Source organism: Pseudomonas sp. S09G 359, assembly GCF_002843605.1.
Classification (GTDB): domain Bacteria; phylum Pseudomonadota; class Gammaproteobacteria; order Pseudomonadales; family Pseudomonadaceae; genus Aquipseudomonas.
In genome coordinates this window covers 522,382-542,936 of sequence record NZ_CP025263.1, presented here as the reverse complement: position 1 = coordinate 542,936, position 20,555 = coordinate 522,382, and the positions used below count along the sequence as shown (strand labels likewise).

Genomic DNA, 20,555 nt, shown 5'->3' with positions numbered 1-20,555 from the left:
TTTCCCCAGGAAAGCCGTCAGCCGATGAACCAACTGTTTAAGTGGTTGCACCTTGGGCGCGAATGCTATTCAACAAAGCAAATAAGGTGCAACCAGTTTCTTGAGAATAAGTTGCACCTAAGTATGTTTTAAGCAAAACACCGGTTTTTTGCTCCTTTTCGGAGCAAGAACAGCCGATCTCAGAAGAAAATGCACCACGTCGAAGCGGTTTCGGCTGAGGGTGTGATTTTTTCTCGATCACCTTCAAAAAATTCCTGAATAAAAAGGGTTGCACCCGGTTGCACCTCTTATCACGCAAAGCTAATCTTGCCGCCAGCTAATGCCACTCGGTAGTGGCACCCATGAGGATAAGAAAATGGCTACGACCACCCTTGGGGTCAAACTCGACGACCCGACCCGCGAGCGCCTAAAGGCAGCCGCGACCTCCATTGATCGCACGCCGCACTGGCTGATCAAGCAGGCGATTTTCAATTACCTGGAGAAACTCGAGGGTGGTGCAACCCTGACCGAGCTCAATGGCTTGAGCAGCAAGGACGCCGAAGACGCAGGCGAGGTCCAGACCGACCACGCCCACCAGTGCTTCCTCGAATTCGCCGAGAGCATCCTGCCGCAATCCGTATTGCGCGCCTCGATCACCGCCGCTTACCGCCGCCCGGAGCCGGAAGTGGTGCCGATGCTGATCGAGCAGGCCCGCCTGCCGGTACAAATGGCCGAAGCCACCAACAAGCTGGCCGCTTCTATTGCGGAAAAATTGCGCAATCAGAAGAGCGCCGGCGGCCGTGCCGGGATTGTTCAGGGCCTGTTGCAGGAATTTTCCCTGTCATCCCAGGAAGGTGTAGCCCTGATGTGCCTGGCCGAGGCGCTGCTGCGCATCCCGGACAAGGGCACCCGCGACGCACTGATCCGCGACAAGATCAGCACCGGCAACTGGCAGCCGCACCTGGGCAACAGCCCGTCGCTGTTCGTCAACGCCGCCACCTGGGGCCTGCTGCTGACCGGCAAGCTGGTCGCCACCCATAATGAAGCGGGTTTGACCTCGTCCCTGAGCCGCATCATCGGCAAGAGCGGCGAGCCGATGATCCGCAAGGGCGTCGACATGGCCATGCGCCTGATGGGCGAGCAGTTCGTCACCGGCGAAACCATCGCTGAAGCCCTGGCCAACGCGAGCAAGTTCGAAGCCAAGGGCTTCCGCTATTCCTACGACATGCTCGGTGAAGCCGCGCTCACCGAACACGACGCGCAGAAGTACCTGGCCTCGTACGAACAAGCCATTCACTCCATCGGCAAAGCCTCTCACGGCCGTGGGATTTACGAAGGTCCGGGCATCTCCATCAAGCTGTCGGCACTGCACCCGCGCTACAGCCGCGCCCAGTACGAACGCGTGATGGACGAGTTGTACCCGCGCCTGCTGTCCCTGACCTTGCTGGCCAAGCAATACGATATCGGCTTGAACATCGACGCCGAAGAAGCCGACCGCCTGGAACTGTCCCTGGACCTGCTGGAACGCCTGTGCTTCGAGCCGCAATTGACCGGCTGGAACGGCATCGGCTTCGTGATCCAGGCCTACCAGAAACGTTGCCCATACGTGATCGACTACGTAATCGACCTGGCGCGCCGCAGCCGCCATCGCCTGATGATCCGCCTGGTAAAAGGCGCGTACTGGGACAGCGAAATCAAGCGCGCCCAGGTCGAAGGCCTGGAAGGCTACCCGGTGTACACCCGCAAGGTGTACACCGACGTTTCCTACATCGCCTGCGCACGCAAACTGCTGTCGGTGCCGGAAGTCATCTACCCGCAGTTCGCCACGCACAACGCCCATACCCTGTCGGCCATTTACCATATCGCCGGTCAGAACTATTACCCCGGCCAGTACGAGTTCCAATGCCTGCACGGCATGGGTGAACCGCTGTACGAGCAGGTTGTAGGCAAGGTCTCCGAAGGCAAGCTGAACCGTCCGTGCCGCGTGTACGCCCCGGTTGGTACCCACGAAACACTGCTGGCCTACCTGGTGCGTCGCCTGCTGGAAAACGGCGCGAACACCTCGTTCGTCAACCGTATTGCCGACCAGTCCATTTCCATCCAGGAGCTGGTGGCCGACCCAGTAGCCAGCATCGAGCAGATGGCGACGCTGGAAGGCGGCTTCGGCCTGCCGCACCCGCGTATTCCACTGCCGCGTGACCTGTATGGCAGCGACCGCGCCAACTCGGCGGGTATCGACCTGGCCAACGAACACCGCTTGGCCTCGTTGTCCTGCGCCTTGCTGGCCACCGCGCATAACCATTGGAAAGCCGCGCCGATGCTCGGTTGCGCTTCCAGCAATGAAGCTGCCGCACCGGTGCTGAACCCGTCCGACCTGCGTGATGTGGTCGGCCATGTACAGGAAGCCACCGTCGAAGACGTCGACAACGCGATCCAGTGCGCCATCAATGCCGGCCCGATCTGGCAAGCCACCCCGCCCGCCGAGCGCGCCGCGATCCTGGAGCGCGCCGCCGACCTGATGGAAAGCGAGATCCAGCCGCTGATGGGCCTGCTGGCCCGCGAAGCCGGCAAGACCTTCGCCAACGCCATCGCCGAAGTGCGTGAAGCCGTGGACTTCCTGCGTTACTACGCGGTGCAGGCGCGCAACGACTTCACCAACGACGCCCACCGCCCGCTGGGCCCGGTGGTGTGTATCAGCCCGTGGAACTTCCCCCTGGCGATTTTCAGCGGTCAAGTCGCCGCCGCACTGGCCGCAGGTAACCCGGTTCTGGCCAAACCTGCGGAACAGACCCCGCTGGTGGCCGCCCAGGCCGTGCGCATCTTGCTCGAAGCGGGCATCCCGGAAGGCGTGCTGCAACTGCTGCCGGGCCAAGGCGAAAGCGTCGGTGCGCGCCTGGTGGGTGATGATCGCGTCAAGGGCGTGATGTTCACCGGCTCCACCGAAGTGGCGCGCCTGCTGCAACGCAACGTCGCCGGCCGCCTGGACGCCCAGGGCCGCCCGATTCCTCTGATCGCCGAAACCGGTGGCCAGAACGCAATGATCGTGGATTCCTCGGCCCTCACCGAACAAGTGGTGATCGACGTGGTGTCCTCGGCCTTCGACAGCGCCGGCCAACGCTGCTCGGCCCTGCGTGTATTGTGCCTGCAGGAAGATTCGGCAGACCGTGTAATCGAAATGCTCAAGGGCGCCATGGCTGAATGCCGCCTGGGCAACCCGGAACGCCTGTCGGTGGATATCGGCCCGGTGATCGACGCCGAAGCCAAGGCCGGCATCGAGAAACACATCCAGGCCATGCGTGACAAAGGCCGCGCTGTGTACCAGGTGGCGATTGCCGACGGCGAAGAGATCAAGCGCGGCACCTTTGTGATGCCAACCCTGATCGAGCTGGAAAGCTTCGACGAGCTGCAACGCGAGATCTTTGGCCCAGTACTGCACGTGGTGCGCTACAAGCGCAAAGAGATCGACCAGTTGATCGGCCAGATCAATGCGTCCGGCTACGGCCTGACCCTGGGCGTGCATACCCGTATCGACGAGACCATCGCCAAGGTGATCGACAACGTCAACGCCGGTAACGTGTACGTCAACCGCAACATCGTGGGTGCCGTGGTCGGCGTGCAGCCATTCGGCGGCGAAGGCCTGTCGGGTACTGGCCCGAAAGCCGGTGGCCCGCTGTACCTGTATCGCCTGCTGTCGACTCGTCCTACGGATGCGATTGAGCAATCCTTCGTACGTGGCGACAAGTTGGCCGCACCGGATGTGCGCCTGCGTGATGCCATGAGCCAACCGCTGACCGCCCTGAAAGCCTGGGCCGACAGCCACCAGTTCAGTGAGCTGAGCGCATTGTGCAGCCAGTTCGCCGCGCAATCGCAAAGCGGTATCACCCGCCAACTCGCCGGCCCGACCGGCGAGCGCAACAGCTACGCGATCCTGCCGCGCGAGCACGTGCTGTGCCTGGCCGAGGTGGAAGGCGATCTGCTGACCCAACTGGCGGCGGTCTTGGCCGTCGGCGGCTCGGCGGTATGGCCGGAAACCGAGCTGACCAAGGCCTTGTTCTCACGCCTGCCGAAGGACATTCAGGCGAAGATCAAGCGCGTGGCCGACTGGACCAAGGATGAGGTGGTGTTCGACGCGGTCATTCATCACGGCGATTCCGACCAACTGCGCGCGGTGTGCCAGCAAGTGGCACAGCGTGGTGGTGCGATTGTTGGCGTGCATGGTTTGTCGCAGGGTGAGACATCAATTGCCTTGGAGCGCTTGGTGATCGAGCGCGCGCTGAGCGTCAATACCGCTGCGGCAGGCGGTAACGCCAGCCTGATGACCATCGGGTAATTAATGTGGGAGGGGGCTTGCCCCCTCCCACATTGGACCTCATTTCAATTCACTGCCTGCGTTCTGCCCCTCCATCACCCAGATCAATCTTGCTATCCACCCTCCATTCGCGCACTTAGACTCAGGCCTATTCCCACATAGGTAAGCCGCCATGTCCGAGACGCTGCTCAGTTCCCGCAATCTGGCTTTCGAGCTGTACGAAGTCCTCGATGCCGAGGGCCTGACCCAGCGCGAGCGGTTTGCCGAGCACAATCGCGAAACCTTCGATGCGGCCATCAGCACCGCGCGCAACATCGCCGAAAAATTCTTCGCGCCCCACAACCGTAAAAACGATGAAAACGAACCGCGCTATGAAGACGGTAAGGCGATTCTGATTCCGGACGTGAAACCGGCCGTGGATGCCTTCCTCGAAGCCGGCTTTCTCAACGCAGCGCGCAGTTTCGACGCCGGTGGCATGCAACTGCCTACCCTGCTGTCCCAGGCCTGTTTCGCGCATTTCCAATCTGCCAACGCGGCATCTACGTCCTACCCGTTCCTGACCATGGGCGCCGCCAACCTGATCGAAAGCTTCGGCACCGAGGAGCAGAAAAAACGCTTCCTGCAGCCGATGATCGACGGACGCTTCTTCGGCACCATGGCCCTCACCGAGCCCCATGCTGGCTCATCCCTGTCGGATATTCGTACACGCGCAGAGCCTGCGGCCGACGGCAGCTATCGACTCAAGGGCAATAAAATCTTTATCTCCGGCGGTGATCATCCATTGTCGGAAAATATCGTCCATATGGTGCTGGCCAAGCTGCCGGACGCACCTGCCGGGGTTAAGGGCATTTCGCTGTTTATCGTGCCCAAGTTCCTGGTCAACGAGGATGGCAGCCTGGGCGAGCGCAACGATGTGCTGCTGGCCGGGCTGTTCCACAAGATGGGCTGGCGCGGCACCACCTCGACGGCGCTGAATTTCGGCGATAACGGCAACTGCGTCGGCTATCTGGTGGGCAAACCGCACCAGGGCCTGAGTTGCATGTTCCAGATGATGAACGAGGCACGCATCGGCGTCGGCATGGGCGCGGTCATGCTCGGTTACGCCGGCTACCTGTATTCGCTGGAATACGCCCGCGAGCGCCCGCAGGGTCGCCTGCCCGACAGCAAAGACCCGAGCACCGCGCCGGTTTCGATCATCCAGCACGCCGATATCAAGCGCATGCTGCTGACCCAGAAAGCCTATGTAGAAGGCGCTTTCGACCTGGGCCTGTATGCCGCACGGCTGTTCGACGACACCACCACCCTGGAAACCGAGGCCGAACGTAAACAGGCCCATGAACTGCTGGACCTGCTGACCCCCATCGTCAAATCCTGGCCATCGGAGTTCTGCCTCAAGGCCAACGAGCTGGCGATCCAGATTCTCGGCGGCCACGGCTACACCCGTGAATACCCGGTGGAGCAGTACTACCGCGACAACCGCCTGAACCCGATCCACGAAGGCACCCATGGCATCCAGTCCCTGGATTTGCTGGGGCGCAAGCTGGCGCAGAATGGCGGTGCGGGCTTGAAACAGCTGGTTCGCCTGATCGCCGAAACCGGCGCGCGGGCGCAGGAGTACCCATCGCTCACAGCATTACGAGAACCTTTGGAGCAACTGGTCAATCGCCTGCAAAGCGTGACCATTGGCCTGCTGACAGACCTCGCCCACGGCAAAGTCAACAGCAGCCTGGCGAACTCGGCGCTGTACCTGAAGGTATTCGGGCATACGGTGATTGGCTGGCGCTGGCTGGAACAGGCGATTCGCGCCGAAGAGGGGTTGGCCAAGGGTAATGCGGCGGACGTTGCCTTCTATAAAGGCAAGCTCCAGGCCGCCCGGTACTTCCTGACCTGGGAAGTACCGAGCTGCCATCATGAACTGACGATCCTGGAGGCACGTGATGACACCTGCCTGGGGATGCAGGATGCGTGGTTCTAAGGCTGGATCGCCTTGGAAATCACCTCGACCGTGGCGCTGACTTGCTCTTGGTAACGGTCGAGTTCCTGCTGGTGAGCCTGCTGCAGCTCGATTTGCTCGGCGCACAGGTTAAGCGCCGCCAGCACCAGTAATTTGTCACCGATCAGGGTCGGGTACTTTTTCTTGGTGGTGGCCAGGGACGCCTTGAGCATGGTCACGGCGTGCATCAGGGTTTTATCTTCCCCGGGCGGTGCCTTGATCGAGTAATCCTCTCCGAGAATCGAAACGACCTTTATCCCTTCATTCATGCGCTGACAGGCCCTGCGCTCACACGCTCAACCAGCGCCTGGATACGCGCAGCGGTAGCGCCGTGCTTCTCTTCCTGCTCCATCAGGTTCAATTGCAGGCTGTCGTTTTCATCCTTGGCGCGGGCCAGTTCCGCCTTGAGGGATTCGTTGCTGCCAAGCAGGTCCTGGTTCTGTTGTACGAGGTCAGTGACAAGCTGTTCAAGCTGGCTGAGGGATGCTTCTAACATTTTGATTTCTCGGGTTTTTTCAAAGGGCGGTGAAGATAAAGAAAATTCACCTCGCAAGCCAGGGTTATCCCCGGCGCGCAGCCCGTTTTTTAAGGGCCGGGCCGCACTTTCGAGCCTTAGTGACTGCATTTACCCCATCTGGTTCCTGAAACCGCGAAACCCCTCGTCAGATGCGACAAAAACGCACATGCCCCTTTAGACTTTAGTCGTACGTCCGATAGAGAAGCACACCCCGTCTTACGCCCGCATGGATCGCGCTTCTCCCCAGGATTCCAGCATGTCGCTTCGTAATATGAATATTGCTCCGAGGGCCTTTCTCGGCTTCGCGTTGATTGGTGCCCTCATGTTGTTTCTCGGCGTGTTCGCCCTGAACCAGATGAGCAAGATCCGTGGCGCCACCGAAGACATCACTCTGTCCAGCGTGCCGAGCATTCGCGCGCTCGACGATTTCACCCAACTGACCCTGCGCCTGCGAGTGCTGTCGTATCGCTTGCTGACCAACCGTGAGCCGGAGGTCCAGCAAAAGACCCTGGAATCCTTCGAGCTGCGCAACCAGCAGATCCGCGCGGCCCAGGCGGTCTACGAAAAGCTGATCGACAGCGGTGAAGAGCGCTCAATCTACGATGAATATGTGCGCCTGCTCGCCCAGTACCATCAGATCGAAGACCGCATGAAGAGCTTGTCGCAGGCCAATCAGGTCGACGAGTTGCGCAAGCTGCTCAACACCGAGTTGCTGAGCAACTCCGAGCAGGTCAACTCGGTGCTGAACCGCCTGCTGGACTACAACAACAAGTCAGCCCTGGCCACCAACCAGCAGGCCAAAGACCAGTACGACCTGGCTTTTGATCTGGTGGTGGGCTTGCTGGTGATCGCCACCGCGCTGACCCTGTTGTTCGCCTGGCTGCTGACCCGCAGCATCACCCTGCCGATTTCCCAGGCCCTGGATGCCGCCGAAAAAATCGCCGAAGGCAACCTGACGCGCCCGATCCAGGTCGATGGCAACGACGAAGCCGGCCGCCTGCTGGCCGCCATGGCCAAGATGCAGGAAAAGCTGCGCGACACCCTGCAACGCATCGCCGGCTCCGCCACCCAGTTGGCCTCCGCCGCTGAAGAACTGAACGCCGTCACCGATGAAAGCGCCCGTGGCCTGACCCAGCAGAACAACGAAATCGAACAGGCCGCCACCGCCGTCAACGAGATGACCAGCGCCGTCGAAGAAGTCGCCCGCAATGCGGTGAGCACTTCCGAAGCCTCGCGCAACGCCACCACCTCGGCGGGCGACGGGCGTGACCTGGTGCAGGAAACCGTCAGCGCCATCGAACGCATGAGCGGCGATGTGCAAGCCACCGCCACGTTGATTGGCGACCTGGCCAACGAATCACGCGATATCGGCAAGGTGCTGGACGTGATTCGCGGCCTGGCCGACCAGACCAACCTGCTGGCGCTGAACGCCGCCATTGAAGCCGCCCGTGCGGGTGAGGCCGGTCGTGGCTTTGCGGTGGTCGCCGATGAAGTGCGGGCCCTGGCCCATCGCACCCAACAGTCCACCAGCGAGATCGAGCGGATGATCGGCAGCATCCAGGCCGGTACCGAACACGCCGTGGATTCGATGCGCAACAGCACCGAACGCGCGGAATCGACGCTGAACATCGCCAAAGGCGCGGGGATGTCGCTGGATACCATCAACACCGCGATTGTCGAGATCAACGAGCGCAACCTGGTCATCGCCAGCGCGGCGGAAGAACAGGCACAAGTGGCGCGGGAGGTGGACCGCAACCTGGTGAACATTCGTGATCTTTCAGTGCAATCGGCGACGGGTGCCAGCCAGACCAGTGCGGCGAGCAGTGAATTGTCGCGCTTGGCGGTGGATTTGAATGGGATGGTCGGCCGTTTTCGTCTGTAACTGACACCACTTGGCCAAAATGTGGGAGCAAGCCCCCTCCCACATTTGTATCCGTGCGATTCAGCAAAAGCTTTTTGACAGCGCAGCAATTCAACAGGTTAGAATCGCTGGCACGCAGACTGCATGGTCAGTTTGCGCCCCGTCTTGTTTGCTCATGGAGTACTGCCTTTGAATGCGACGACCATCAACAGCCTGTTCTTGATCGGCGCGTTGCTGGTGAGTGCGAGCATTCTGGTGAGTTCTCTTTCGTCCCGCTTAGGCATCCCGATCCTGGTGATCATCCTGGCCGTGGGCATGGTCGCCGGCGTCGATGGCGGCGGCATCATTTTCGATAACTACCCGACCGCCTACCTGGTGGGCAACCTCGCCCTGGCGGTGATCCTGCTCGACGGCGGCCTGCGCACACGCGTGGCGAGTTTCCGCGTGGCGTTGTGGCCGGCGTTGTCGCTGGCCACCGTGGGGGTGCTGATCACCACCGGCCTTACCGGCATGGCGGCGGCCTGGCTGTTTGACCTCAATATCATCCAGGGCCTGCTGATCGGCGCCATCGTCGGCTCCACCGACGCCGCCGCGGTGTTCTCGCTGCTCGGCGGCAAGGGCCTGAACGAGCGGGTGACCGCCAGCCTGGAAATCGAATCCGGCAGTAACGACCCGATGGCGGTGTTCCTCACCGTCACCCTGATCGACATGCTTGCCAGCGGCCAGACCGGCCTGCACTGGAGCCTGCTGACCCACTTGGTGCGTGAATTCGGCATTGGCGGCATCGTCGGCCTCGGCGGCGGCTGGCTGATGCTGCAGATGGTCAACCGCATCAACCTGGCCACCGGCCTGTACCCGATCCTGGTGATCGCCGGCGGCCTGTTCGTGTTTGCCGTGACCAACGCCCTGCACGGCAGCGGCTTCCTCGCCGTGTACCTGTGCGGCCTGGTGATCGGCAACCGCCCGGTGCGCAGCCGTCATGGCATTTTGCATATGCTCGACGGCATGGCCTGGCTGGCGCAGATCGGCATGTTTTTGGTGCTGGGCCTGCTGGTCACGCCCCATGATTTGCTGCCCATCGCCTTGCCGGCGCTGGGCCTGGCGCTGTGGATGATCCTGTTCGCGCGGCCGCTGTCGGTGATGGTCGGCCTGCTGCCGTTCAAGGCGTTCCACGGTCGCGAAAAGGCCTTTATCGCCTGGGTCGGCCTGCGCGGCGCGGTACCGATCATTCTGGCGGTGTTCCCATTGATGGCCGGCCTGCCCCATGCGCAGCTGTACTTCAACCTGGCGTTCTTTATCGTGCTGGTCTCACTCCTGGTGCAGGGTACAAGCCTGCCGTGGGTGGCCAAGCTGCTGAAAGTGACTGTACCGCCGGACCCCGCCCCCATCTCGCGCGCGGCCCTGGAAGTGCATGTCACCAGCGAGTGGGAGCTGTTCGTTTACCGCCTGGGCGCAGAAAAATGGTGCATCGGCGCAGCCCTGCGCGAGCTGAAAATGCCCGAAGGCACGCGCATCGCCGCCCTGTTCCGTGGCCAGCAACTGCTCCATCCGTCGGGTAGTACGGTGCTGGAAGTCGGCGACCTGCTCTGCGTGATCGGCCACGAACACAACCTCCCGGCCCTGGGCAAATTGTTCAGCCAGGCGCCGCAACGCGGCCTGGATTTGCGCTTCTTCGGCGACTTCGTACTCGAAGGCGACGCCCAGCTGGGCGCGGTTTCGGCGCTGTATGGCCTCAAGCTCGAAGGTATCGACCCGGACATGCCACTGAGCCGCTTCATCACCCAGAAAGTCGGTGGCGCGCCAGTCGTCGGCGACCAGGTGGAGTGGAACAACACCATCTGGACAGTCGCGGTCATGGACGGGAACAAGATTGGCAAAGTGGGCGTCAGATTCCCCGAAGGAAGTCGCCCGGGCCCCGGACTCTTCCTCTAAACTGCGGGGCGACGACGCCCCCGATTCTTCACCTTGCAAGACCGGTCACTATGCCAACCCTGCGCACTTTTCTCGCCACTGCCCTGCTGGGCCTGACCCTTTGTGTCGGCAGCGTCTACGCCGCCGACCCGCCCAGCGCCGATGCCATCCAGCAAACCCTGGACAAGCTGCCCGACCGCAAGCTGCCCGACGCCGACATGAAGGCGCTGCAGAGCATCCTGCAACAGACCCTGACTTACCTGGGCAACAAGCAGGATTACGAGCAGCGCCTGGCCGACCTCAAGCGCCAGCTCGAAGACGCGCCGCGCCAGACCAGCGACAACCAGCGCGAACTGACCCGGCTCAAGGCCACCAAAATCATCCCGGTGGCCCAACGCTACGCCACCCTGCCGGTGCCGCAGCTTGAGCAATTGCTGGTGCAGCGCACCACCCAGCAAGGTGACCTGCAAAAAGAGCTGGCCGACGCCAACAGCCTGACCATCGCCGCCCAGACCCGCCCCGAGCGCGCCCAGACCGAAATCAGCAGCAGCCAGACGCGCATCCTGCAGATCAACTCGATCCTCAAGGCCGGCAAAGACAATGGCAAAACCCTCAGCAGCGACCAACGCAACCAGCTGAACGCCGAACTGGCCGCCCTGAACGCGCTCATCCCACTGCGCCGCCAGGAGCTGGCCGGCAACAGCCAGTTGCAAGACCTGGGCAACAGCCAGCACGACCTGGTGATGGAAAAGACCGCGCGCCTGGAACAAGAGATCCAGGACCTGCAGACCCTGATCAACCAGAAACGCCTGGCCCAGTCCCAGCAAACCGTTACCCAACAATCGATCGAAGCGCAGAAGGCCGGCGGCAGCAGCCTGCTGGCCACGGAAAGTGCAGCCAACCTGAAGCTGTCCGACTACCTGCTCAAGAGTACCGACCGCCTCAACGACCTGACCCAGAAAAACCTGCAGACCAAGCAGCAACTGGACACCGTGACGCAAAGCGACTCGGCCCTGGACGAGCAGATCAACGTGCTCAAGGGCAGCCTGCTGCTCTCCAAGATCCTCTATAAACAGAAACAGGCACTGCCGCGCCTTACCGTGGACCGCGACCTGGCGGACGACATCGCCAACATTCGCCTGTACCAGTTCGAGGTCAACCAGCAGCGCGAGCTGATCAGCTCTCCCAGCACCTACGTGGATAACCTGCTGGCCAACCAGCCACCGGACGATATCACCCCACAACTGCGGCGCACCCTGCTGGAACTGGCGATTACCCGCAGCGACCTGCTGGAGCGCCTGAGCCGCGAGCTGAGCGCGCTGCTGAACGAATCCATCACCCTGCAACTGAACCAGAAACAACTGCTGAGTACCGCCACCACTCTGCGCGCGACCCTCGATGAGCAGATGTTCTGGATCCCCAGCAACAAGCCGCTGGACACCGAGTGGCTGGAAACCGTGCCGGCGCACTTGAGCAAGCAGGTCACCACCCTGCCCTGGGCCTCCAGCGTCAGCGAACTGTACGACGGCCTGACCCAGCGCCCGCTGCTGTTCCTGCCGCTGCTGTTGTTGATCGGCGCGCTGCTGTGGCGCCGCAAAAACCTGTACCAGCGCCTGAACAAGGTGCATCTGGACATCGGCCACTTCAAACGCGACAGCCAGTGGCATACGCCGCAGGCCATCCTGATCAATATCCTGCTGGCCATGCCGGTCGCCCTGGGGCTGGCGCTGTGTGGCTATGCGCTGCAGATCGACGCCCGTGGGCAAAACGCCAACCTCGGCGCGGCGTTGCTGCAAATCGCCCAGGCGTGGCTGGTGTTCTACACCGCGTACCGCATCCTGGCGCCGGGTGGCGTGGCCGAACTGCATTTCCGCTGGGAAAAACCCCAGGTCGAATTCCTTCAAGGCTGGGTGCGCAAGCTCGGGCTGGTGGTGCTGGCCCTGGTGGCCGTGGTGGCGATTGCCGAGCATCAACCGGCGGCGCTTGCCGACGACGTGCTGGGCATCGGCGTGGTATTGACCTGCTACGCGCTGATGGCCTGGCTGCTCGGCCGCCTGCTGCTGAATAGCCCGACCCACGAAAAAGCCTCGCTGTTCCGCAAAGCCGTGGGCCTGGTGTTTACCGCCCTGCCCGTCGCGCTGTTTATCGCGGTGTGCTTCGGCTACTACTACACCGCGCTCAAGCTCAGCGACCGCTTGATCAACACCCTGTACCTGCTGATGTTCTGGCTGGTGATCGAAGCCACCTTCGTACGCGGCCTGGGCGTTGCCGCACGGCGCCTGGCCTATGCGCGGGCGCTGGCCAAACGCCAGGCCGCCAAGGAAGCGGGCGACGGCGAAGCGGTGATCGAGGAACCGACCCTGGATATCGAGCAGGTCAACGAACAGTCCATGCGCCTGATTCGCCTGGCCTTGCTCGGTGGTTTTATCGCCGCGCTGTACTGGGTGTGGTCCGACCTGATCTCGGTGTTCTCGTACCTCGACAACGTCACCCTGTACGAATACACCAGCGGCACCGGCGCCAATATCAGCATGGTGCCGATCAGCATCGGCGACTTGCTCGGCGCGCTGATCATCATCGGTATTACCTTCGCGCTGGCGCGTAACCTGCCGGGTTTGCTGGAAGTGCTGGTGCTGTCCAAGCTGGAGCTGGCCCAGGGCAGCGCCTACGCGACCACCACGTTGCTGTCCTACGTGATTGCCGGCGTAGGTTTTGTCTCTACCCTGTCCACCCTCGGCGTGAGCTGGGACAAGTTGCAATGGCTGGTGGCGGCGCTGTCGGTGGGGTTGGGATTCGGGATGCAGGAGATCTTCGCCAACTTCATCTCCGGCATCATGATCCTGTTCGAGCGCCCGGTGCGCATTGGCGACACCATCACCATCGGCAACCTATCGGGTACGGTGAGCAAGATCCGTATCCGCGCCACCACCATCACCGACTTCGACCGCAAGGACATCATCGTCCCGAACAAGACGTTCATCACCGGGCAACTGATTAACTGGTCGCTGACCGACACCATCACCCGCGTGACCTTGAAGCTGGGTGTGGACTACGGCTCCGACCTCGACCTGGTGAAGGAACTGTTACTCAAGGCCGCCAGGGAAAACCCGCGCGTGCTGAAGGAACCAGAACCGCACGTTTACTTCCTCAACTTCGGCGAAAGCACCCTCGACCACGAGCTGCGCATGCACGTGCGTGACCTGGGTGACCGCAACCCGGTGCTGGATGAGGTCAACCGCTACATCAACCGTGAGTTCAAGAAACAGCACATCAACATCTCGTTCCGGCAGATGGAGGTGTACCTCAAGAACATGCACGGCCAAGAGTACAAACTGGTGCCGGTCGAGGATGATCGCAAGACCATCGCCGGGCCTGCCGCAGAGCAGGACGCGCCCGAGCCGCCCCCCGGCAAAGTCGAGGATGCGCCGGAACCACCGCCCAGCAAACTCGACTAAACGCCCTATCCCCAGCAGAATGCTCGGACATTCTGCTGGAGATGGCCGGTGAAAGCCCTCGACGAACTGACCTTCGACAACCGCTTCGCACGCTTGGGCGACGCGTTTTCAACCCACGTGCTGCCCGAGCCCCTCGACGCGCCGCGCCTTGTCGTGGCAAGCAACGCCGCCATGGCCCTGCTCGACCTCGACCCCGCCGTGGCGGAAACGCCAGTGTTCGCCGAGCTGTTTGGCGGGCACAAGCTGTGGGCCGAGGCGGAGCCACGGGCGATGGTCTATTCCGGGCACCAGTTCGGCGGCTACACCCCGCAATTGGGCGATGGCCGTGGGTTGTTGCTGGGCGAGGTGTATAACCAGGCTGGCGAGCACTGGGACCTGCACCTCAAGGGCGCCGGGATGACCCCCTACTCGCGCATGGGCGATGGCCGCGCGGTGCTGCGTTCCTCGATTCGTGAGTTTCTTGCCTCCGAAGCCCTGCATGCCCTGGGCAGTCCCAGCAGCCGCGCACTCTGCGTGATCGGCTCCGACACCCCGGTATGGCGCGAAAAACAGGAACGCGGCGCCATGGTGCTGCGCCTGGCGCCCAGCCATATCCGCTTCGGGCATTTCGAGTATTTCTACTACACCAAAAAGCCCGAGCAACAGGCGGAACTGGCCGAGCACGTTTTGAACCTGCACTACCCCGAGTGCCGCGAACAGCCCGAGCCCTACCTGGCGATGTTCCGTGAAATCGTCGAGCGCAACGCCGAGATGATCGCCAAATGGCAGGCCTATGGCTTTTGCCATGGCGTGATGAACACCGACAACATGTCGATCCTGGGCATCACCTTCGACTTCGGGCCATTTGCGTTCCTGGATGACTTTGACGCGCACTTCATCTGCAACCATTCCGACCACGAAGGGCGCTACTCCTTCAGCAACCAAGTGCCGATCGGCCAGTGGAACCTGAGTGCGCTGGCGCAGGCGCTCACGCCGTTTATCAGCGTCGACGCCTTGAAGGAAGCCTTGGGCCTGTACCTGCCGCTCTACCAGGCCCATTACCTGGATTTGATGCGCCGCCGCCTGGGGCTCACCACCGCCGAAGACGACGACCAGGCCCTGGTGGAGCGCCTGCTCAAACTGATGCAGAACAGCGGCGTGGATTACACCCTGTTCTTCCGTCGCCTGGGGGATGAGTCGGCCGCGCTGGCAGTGACGCGGTTGCGCGATGATTTTGTCGATATGGCCGGGTTTGATGCCTGGGCTGAGGCATATAAAGCCCGCGTCGCCCGGGACGGCGATAGCACCGAGGCAGAGCGCCGCGAACGCATGCACGCGGTAAACCCGCTGTACATCCTGCGCAACTATCTGGCGCAAAACGCCATCGCCGCCGCCGAGTCAGGCGACTACAGCGAAGTGCGGCGCCTGCATGAGGTGCTTTCCAAGCCGTTTGAGGAACAAGCCGGGAGGGAGCAATACGCACAGCGGCCGCCGGATTGGGGCAAGCATTTGGAGATAAGTTGCTCGTCTTGAAAGCCTCAGATAAAGGTTTCCACTGACACGCCAAACCGCTCAGCCAGCCAACGGATTTGCCGCACGTTGAGCTGGCGCTTCCCGCTCAGCACTTCGGAAACCACCGATTGGGCGCCAACGCCCGGAAGGTCGCTTTGGGTGAGGTTGTGTTCACGCATCATGTAGCGCAGCACATCGACACCACTGGCGACGGGCATTGGGCGATGCTCGCGGTCGTAGGCTTCGATCCAGTCGCTGAGGATGTCCACCAGGCTCATCAGCGGGCTGTTCTCATCTTCACCGACCAGGCTCATTAACTCGTCCAGCCCCCACACCAGGGCATCGTAGTCCGCCTCACTTTCTGGTTTGCGCAGCACGGGCGCAACAAATTGCCAGTGCTCTGCCGCCGTTCGCATAAGCGCGCTCATCTTGATTTTTCCTTCCATTTGTCTTTCTCATAATCGCGATGATCAAGCACATTCTTGATGTAAACGCGCTGCAACTGATACAGCACACAAGCAATCAACCTCAGCTTGTTACCCCCGATATCAAACACATGAAATTCTCCGACCTTATCCGTGGCGGGGAACATGGTTTTCATCGCCGCAAAGTCTCTGGGGGCGTTGCGCTTGATCACGCGGTACCACTGATCCAATGCCGTTGCGGAGCGCGGCCAATTTTCCTTTGCTTCCCAAATCTTTTTTTCACTGATGACTCGCATGCAACATCCTTATCGCATCTTGCTATGAAGGTTAGGCCTGATTCCTGAATATCGCAATTTGCTATAGCGGCAAGCAGACGAGCGGCGCAAACCAGAACAGGCTCTAACAGCCTAGATAGAGGGGCCGACATCAGCCTGAGCAAACTGTGAGCGGATGCGTCCTGCGCTCGCCTCCTTGATAAACCAGAGGCCTGACTCCAAATACACTCCATTGGCCATACTCCAGGAGCCCACCATGTCCGACCCTCTCGTCATCCCCTGCCCGCATTGCAACGGCCTCAACCGCATCCCCGGCGAACGCCTGGCTGATGCGCCCAAATGCGGGCGCTGCAAGCAGCCGGTGTTGTTGAACAAGCCGTTTGAGCTGAAGCAAGGCGACTACGCCAGCCAGATCAAGGGCGATTTGCCGTTGCTGGTGGACGTGTGGGCCGAGTGGTGCGGGCCGTGCAAGTCGTTTGCGCCGGTGTTTGAGCAGGCGGCCGGGCAGTTGCAGGGCAAGTGCCGGCTGGCCAAGCTGGACAGCGAGGCTAACCAGCAGCTGTCAGCGCAGTTGGGGATTCGTTCGATTCCCAGCTTGATTCTGTTCAAGAACGGCCGCGAAGTGGCGCGCCAGAGTGGGGCGCTTCCCTTGCCACAGTTGATGAGTTGGTTGCGTAGCCAAGGGATCTAACCCGGTCTCAAGAACACTGTGGTCAACATGTGAGAGGGGCAAGTCGAATCGTCGCACCGCCCCTCCCACATTTTTTACCGCGTTTTACCTTGAGGCCAAAGGTGCCTCGCGGTCCATCATCTGGCCCACCAGCAACACGCCCAGCTCACTCAATTGATGAATCGCCAGCGCCACGTCGCGGTGTTCGCCGGTGAGGTCGTTGGATAGGTTGAGCAATAACGTGCGGACAGAGGAGAAGGTTTCGTAGCTGTTGAGCACGAGCGTTTCGGTGGGGAGGTTGGGTGCAACGGTATAAAGGTTAACCATGGAACGTCTCCGAGTAAGAGCCGCAACCAGCCGCTACTAAACGGAGGGTGGCAGCTGTACGCAGGTTAGTAGACCGGGGAGACTCACCGGCGCGCTCGAAAGCGCCCTCCGTACAGCCACCATCAAATACAGGACAGTCCTGATCAATGATTTGCTGTACGTCTCACCACGGGCTACTAAACCCGATCACCGAACATTCAGTGACCGGCAAACCTTAGAGACGCCCATCCAGACGCACAAGCCGGGCGATTCTGGCTTAGCTGTAGGCAATGAGACAAGGCACAAGGCCCATTGCCAGACCCTTCCTACAGCCTCTGTGGGAAAAATCCAATCCACCTATAGAAACACAATACAAATGTGGGAGGGGCGGTGCGACGATTCGACTTGCCCCCGATGGCGGTGTATCAGTACCAGGTAGGCTGGCTGACACACTGCTATCGGGGGCAAGCCCCCTCCCACATTGGTTCTTCGTAGTGCTTCAGATCAGGCGTTTTCCAGCAGGTTGTGCAGCTCCACAAACTGCAATGTCAGCTTGTGCCGGGGGTCGAGGTGAATCAGCGGTTTACTCTCCTGGTGCGACTCGCGCATGCGCACGGAGCTGGCCAGGTACACCGGCAGCACTGGCAACCCTTCGGCGATCAACTCATCGAGCATCTGCTGCGGCAGGCTCGCCCGGGCCTGGAACTGGTTGACCACGATGCCTTCCACTTCGAGGCCTTCGTTGTGGTCGTCCTTCAATTCTTCGATTTCACGCAACAGGCCATAGAGCGCCTGGCGGGAGAAGCTGTCGCAGTCGAAGGGGATCAGCACGCGATCAGCGGCGATCAGCGCCGAAACCGCGTAAAAATTTAAAGCCGGCGGGGTATCCAGGTAAATCCTGTCGTAGTCTTCGCTCAACTCATCGAGCAGCTTTCGCAGCTTGTTGATCTTGTGCTTGGCTTCCAGCTTGGGTTGCAGGTCGGCCAGCTCGGCGGTGGCGGTGATGACGTGCAGGTTGTCGAACGGTGTTTCGTAGATATCCACCTGGTTTTTCTTGGAAAACGGCCCGGAAGACAGGGTTTGCTTGAAAAAATCCGCGATCCCCATAGGGATGTCGTCGCCCGTCAACCCAGTCAGGTACTGGGTCGAATTGGCCTGTGCATCGAGGTCCACCAACAGGGTTCGATAGCCTTCGCTGGCGCTGACCGCCGCCAGGTTGCAGGCAATGCTGGACTTGCCAACGCCGCCTTTCTGATTGAACACCACACGCCGCATGGAAAAACCTCCGTGTATCAATGAATGTCCGAGTGTAGAGGGCAAAAGCGCCTGTTAGCTACCTCGTTCATCGATGCATTTCTGCATCAACGGCAAGTCACGTACATGCGAATAGGAACGGTCCGACAACCCAACCAGACCCCAGGTAAAGGACAATCTGTAAATCTTTTCCAGCAAATTGTATTTAGCCATGCACAATTCTTTACCAAAGTTTGCTAGAACCCCACAGCACCGGGATAATGCGCGCCATTCGGCTATTGCTCCCTGTCCCGGTATTCGGGGCCAAAAGCCGCACATGGAAGCCCGCAGGGGCGGGATACTTTCTCAGTGATCACTTTCAACATCGCCCAATGGCGTGCCTGGGGCCCTGGCCTTGAGAGCGCGGACGACTGGCACGCCTGGTGCCGGAACCCGGTGTTGCTGCCCATAAGTGATGCGGCCCCCGATGTGTCGTTCCTGCCGGCAATGCAACGCCGCCGCCTGAGCCGCCTGGCGCGCATGGCCTTCAGCGTGGGCTGGCCGCTGGCCGAAGGCCTGCAGGATCTGCCGCTGGTGTTTGTTTCGCGTCACGGCGAAACCCCGCGCACCCTCGATATCCTCAGTGACCTGGCCAACGAACAGCCGCTGTCGCCGACCCAGTTCAGCCTGTCGGTGCATAACGCGGTGATTGGCCTGTGGTCGATCCTGCGCAATGAAACCAGCGAAATGACCGCCCTCGCCGCCGCCGGCGACGGCCTGGAACACGGCATGCTCGAAGCCGCCGCGCTGCTCAATGAAGGCGCGCCGGCCGTGTTGCTGGTGATCACCGAAGAACAGCCGCCCGAGGCCTATGCCGGCTGGATCCAGGACGTGCCGTTCCCCTACGCCCTCGGCCTGCTGCTGACGCCGGGCGACGAATGGCAGCTGGAACTGAGTACCGGCACTGTCCAACCCACTCAAACCCAGTGGCCCCACGCCCTGAACCTGCTGCGCACCCTGCTCACCGAACAGGTCGCCTGCCAACATGCCTGGAAGAACCGCGTATGGAACTGGCAACGCAAGCCCTGACCGACAAACCACGGGACGCCTACTACTGGCGCCTGTTTGCCACCGCCGCCAGCTTCGCGCTGTTCGGCTTCGGTGGGCTGTGCCTGCGGCTGCTGGTTTTTCCCCTGCTCAGTTGCCTGCCGGGGGACGCCGCCAAGCACCGGTGTCGTGCGCGCCACACCATCAGCTGGTTGTTCTGGTTCTTTATCCAGCTGATGCAAAAGGCCGGCGTGTTGACCTACAGCGTCGAAGGCGCGGAAAAACTCGGCCGCCCCGGCCAGATGATCATCGCCAACCACCCGTCGCTGATCGACGTGGTGTTTCTGATCGGCCTGGTGCGCCAGGCCAACTGCGTGGTCAAGCAGAGCCTGTGGCAGAACCCCTTCACCCGTGGCCCGGTGCGCGACGCCGGCTACATCAGCAACGACGGCAGCGCTGAAATGCTCGATGCCGCCGCCGATGCGCTGAAAAGCGGCCAGACCCTGATCATCTTTCCAGAGGGCACCCGCACCACACCCGGCGCGGCTCCTGCCTTTCATCGCGGGGGCGCCGCCATTGCGTTGCGCGGTGCGACAATCATCACCCCCGTGGTGATCAAGGTCAGCCCCACCACGCTGACCAAGGCCGAACCCTGGTATCGCATCCCAAAATGCCGCGTGCACTTCAGTTTGCGGGTGGGTGCCGATATAGAACCACAGGCCTTTGCTGCACTCGGGCCTGCGCCCCAGGCTTCACGCAAGCTCAACGATTACCTGCATCACTATTTTATTAAGGAGCTCGCCGAAGATGAGCGACCAACACCGCCTTGAGCACGACATAAAGACGCTGATCATCGAGGCCCTGGGCCTGGAAGACATCAGCGCCGACGACATCGGCAGCGAGCAAACCCTGTTCGGCGAAGGCCTGGGCCTGGATTCGGTAGACGCCCTGGAATTGGGCCTGGCGATCCAGAAAAAGTACGGCATCAAAATCGATGCCGACGCCAAGGACACCCGCAATCACTTCACCAACGTGGCGAGCCTTGCGGCCTTCGTCACGGCCAGACAGGCAGCTTGAGACCGG

General features: G+C 61.2%; 17 protein-coding genes and 1 pseudogene. 11 read left to right on the top strand and 7 right to left on the bottom strand.

Features of this window, described 5'->3' with window-relative positions; all coding sequences use genetic code 11:
- Nucleotides 1–37 precede the first annotated feature (37 nt).
- Entirely contained in the window at nt 38–274 is a 237-nt protein-coding gene (locus CXQ82_RS31215; protein ID WP_177409880.1) for a hypothetical protein, read from the bottom strand.
- An 81-nt stretch (nt 275–355) separates the two neighbouring features.
- Between CXQ82_RS31215 and putA the strand changes: the two genes are divergently transcribed.
- Nucleotides 356–4,309, top strand: a complete 3,954-nt coding sequence (gene putA / locus CXQ82_RS02345; RefSeq protein WP_101265782.1) for a trifunctional transcriptional regulator/proline dehydrogenase/L-glutamate gamma-semialdehyde dehydrogenase — start codon at nt 356–358, stop codon at nt 4,307–4,309.
- A gap of 151 nt (nt 4,310–4,460) precedes the next feature.
- Complete coding sequence (locus CXQ82_RS02340) at nt 4,461–6,263, top strand: acyl-CoA dehydrogenase (RefSeq protein ID WP_101265780.1); 1,803 nt, start codon at nt 4,461–4,463, stop codon at nt 6,261–6,263.
- Here CXQ82_RS02340 and CXQ82_RS02335 read toward each other — a convergent pair.
- Nucleotides 6,260–6,550 carry a cell division protein ZapA gene (locus CXQ82_RS02335; protein WP_101265778.1) on the bottom strand — a complete coding sequence of 97 codons (291 nt, stop codon included), beginning with the start codon at nt 6,548–6,550 and terminating at the stop codon, nt 6,260–6,262. The two genes, CXQ82_RS02340 and CXQ82_RS02335, sit on opposite strands and share 4 nt — an antisense overlap.
- A complete protein-coding gene (locus CXQ82_RS02330; RefSeq protein ID WP_101265776.1) occupies nt 6,547–6,777 on the bottom strand; it encodes a hypothetical protein in 231 nt (76 codons plus the stop codon). The genes CXQ82_RS02335 and CXQ82_RS02330 overlap by 4 nt, the downstream gene beginning before the upstream one ends.
- A gap of 247 nt (nt 6,778–7,024) precedes the next feature.
- Between CXQ82_RS02330 and CXQ82_RS31805 the strand changes: the two are divergent.
- The 5 genes and pseudogenes from CXQ82_RS31805 to selO all read left to right on the top strand — a co-directional run.
- Nucleotides 7,025–7,825, top strand: a pseudogene (locus CXQ82_RS31805) (MCP four helix bundle domain-containing protein); the annotation flags it as partial.
- Nucleotides 7,808–8,680, top strand: coding sequence for a methyl-accepting chemotaxis protein (locus tag CXQ82_RS31800; RefSeq protein WP_371917348.1), 873 nt, complete (start codon nt 7,808–7,810; stop codon nt 8,678–8,680). The pseudogene CXQ82_RS31805 and the gene CXQ82_RS31800, both read left to right, overlap by 18 nt.
- 168 nt (nt 8,681–8,848) lie before the next feature.
- Nucleotides 8,849–10,591 carry a potassium/proton antiporter gene (locus tag CXQ82_RS02320; RefSeq protein WP_101265772.1) on the top strand — a complete coding sequence of 581 codons (1,743 nt, stop codon included), beginning with the start codon at nt 8,849–8,851 and terminating at the stop codon, nt 10,589–10,591.
- 50 nt (nt 10,592–10,641) lie between these two features.
- Nucleotides 10,642–14,025, top strand: coding sequence for a mechanosensitive channel MscK (gene mscK / locus CXQ82_RS02315; protein WP_101265770.1), 3,384 nt, complete (start codon nt 10,642–10,644; stop codon nt 14,023–14,025).
- Between the two features lie 48 nt (nt 14,026–14,073).
- Nucleotides 14,074–15,537, top strand: coding sequence for a protein adenylyltransferase SelO (gene selO, locus CXQ82_RS02310; RefSeq protein ID WP_101265768.1), 1,464 nt, complete (start codon nt 14,074–14,076; stop codon nt 15,535–15,537).
- Nucleotides 15,538–15,542: 5 nt separating this feature from the next.
- Here selO and CXQ82_RS02305 read toward each other — a convergent pair whose 3' ends face one another.
- Together CXQ82_RS02305 and CXQ82_RS02300 are read right to left on the bottom strand one after the other, a co-directional pair.
- Nucleotides 15,543–15,944: a type II toxin-antitoxin system HigA family antitoxin gene (locus CXQ82_RS02305; protein ID WP_101265766.1), complete on the bottom strand. Its 402-nt coding sequence runs from the start codon at nt 15,942–15,944 to the stop codon at nt 15,543–15,545.
- Nucleotides 15,941–16,237: a type II toxin-antitoxin system HigB family toxin gene (locus tag CXQ82_RS02300; RefSeq protein WP_101265764.1), complete on the bottom strand. Its 297-nt coding sequence runs from the start codon at nt 16,235–16,237 to the stop codon at nt 15,941–15,943. Before CXQ82_RS02300 ends, CXQ82_RS02305 begins: the two co-directional genes overlap by 4 nt.
- A 235-nt stretch (nt 16,238–16,472) precedes the next feature.
- Between CXQ82_RS02300 and trxC the strand changes: the two genes are divergently transcribed.
- A complete protein-coding gene (gene trxC, locus CXQ82_RS02295) occupies nt 16,473–16,907 on the top strand; it encodes a thioredoxin TrxC (protein ID WP_101265762.1) in 435 nt (144 codons plus the stop codon).
- 84 nt (nt 16,908–16,991) lie between these two features.
- On the opposite strand, the gene CXQ82_RS02290 is transcribed toward trxC, so the two are convergent.
- On the bottom strand, nt 16,992–17,213 hold the full coding sequence (locus CXQ82_RS02290; RefSeq protein WP_101265760.1) for a DUF6124 family protein: 222 nt from the start codon (nt 17,211–17,213) through the stop codon (nt 16,992–16,994).
- Between the two features lie 483 nt (nt 17,214–17,696).
- Entirely contained in the window at nt 17,697–18,467 is a 771-nt protein-coding gene (locus CXQ82_RS02285; RefSeq protein ID WP_101265758.1) for a ParA family protein, read from the bottom strand.
- A 327-nt stretch (nt 18,468–18,794) separates the two neighbouring features.
- Here CXQ82_RS02285 and CXQ82_RS02280 point away from each other — a divergent pair, with 327 nt between their 5' ends.
- Genes CXQ82_RS02280 through CXQ82_RS02270 form a run of 3 tightly spaced genes read left to right on the top strand, consistent with a single transcriptional unit; the run spans nt 18,795 to nt 20,549 of the window.
- Nucleotides 18,795–19,514: a beta-ketoacyl synthase chain length factor gene (locus tag CXQ82_RS02280; RefSeq protein ID WP_101265756.1), complete on the top strand. Its 720-nt coding sequence runs from the start codon at nt 18,795–18,797 to the stop codon at nt 19,512–19,514.
- Nucleotides 19,490–20,302 (top strand): 1-acyl-sn-glycerol-3-phosphate acyltransferase, encoded by an 813-nt coding sequence (locus CXQ82_RS02275; RefSeq protein WP_101265754.1) that lies wholly within the window; start codon nt 19,490–19,492, stop codon nt 20,300–20,302. The genes CXQ82_RS02280 and CXQ82_RS02275 overlap by 25 nt, the downstream gene beginning before the upstream one ends.
- Nucleotides 20,280–20,549 (top strand): phosphopantetheine-binding protein, encoded by a 270-nt coding sequence (locus CXQ82_RS02270; RefSeq protein ID WP_065899982.1) that lies wholly within the window; start codon nt 20,280–20,282, stop codon nt 20,547–20,549. Before CXQ82_RS02275 ends, CXQ82_RS02270 begins: the two co-directional genes overlap by 23 nt.
- Nucleotides 20,550–20,555: the final 6 nt, after the last annotated feature.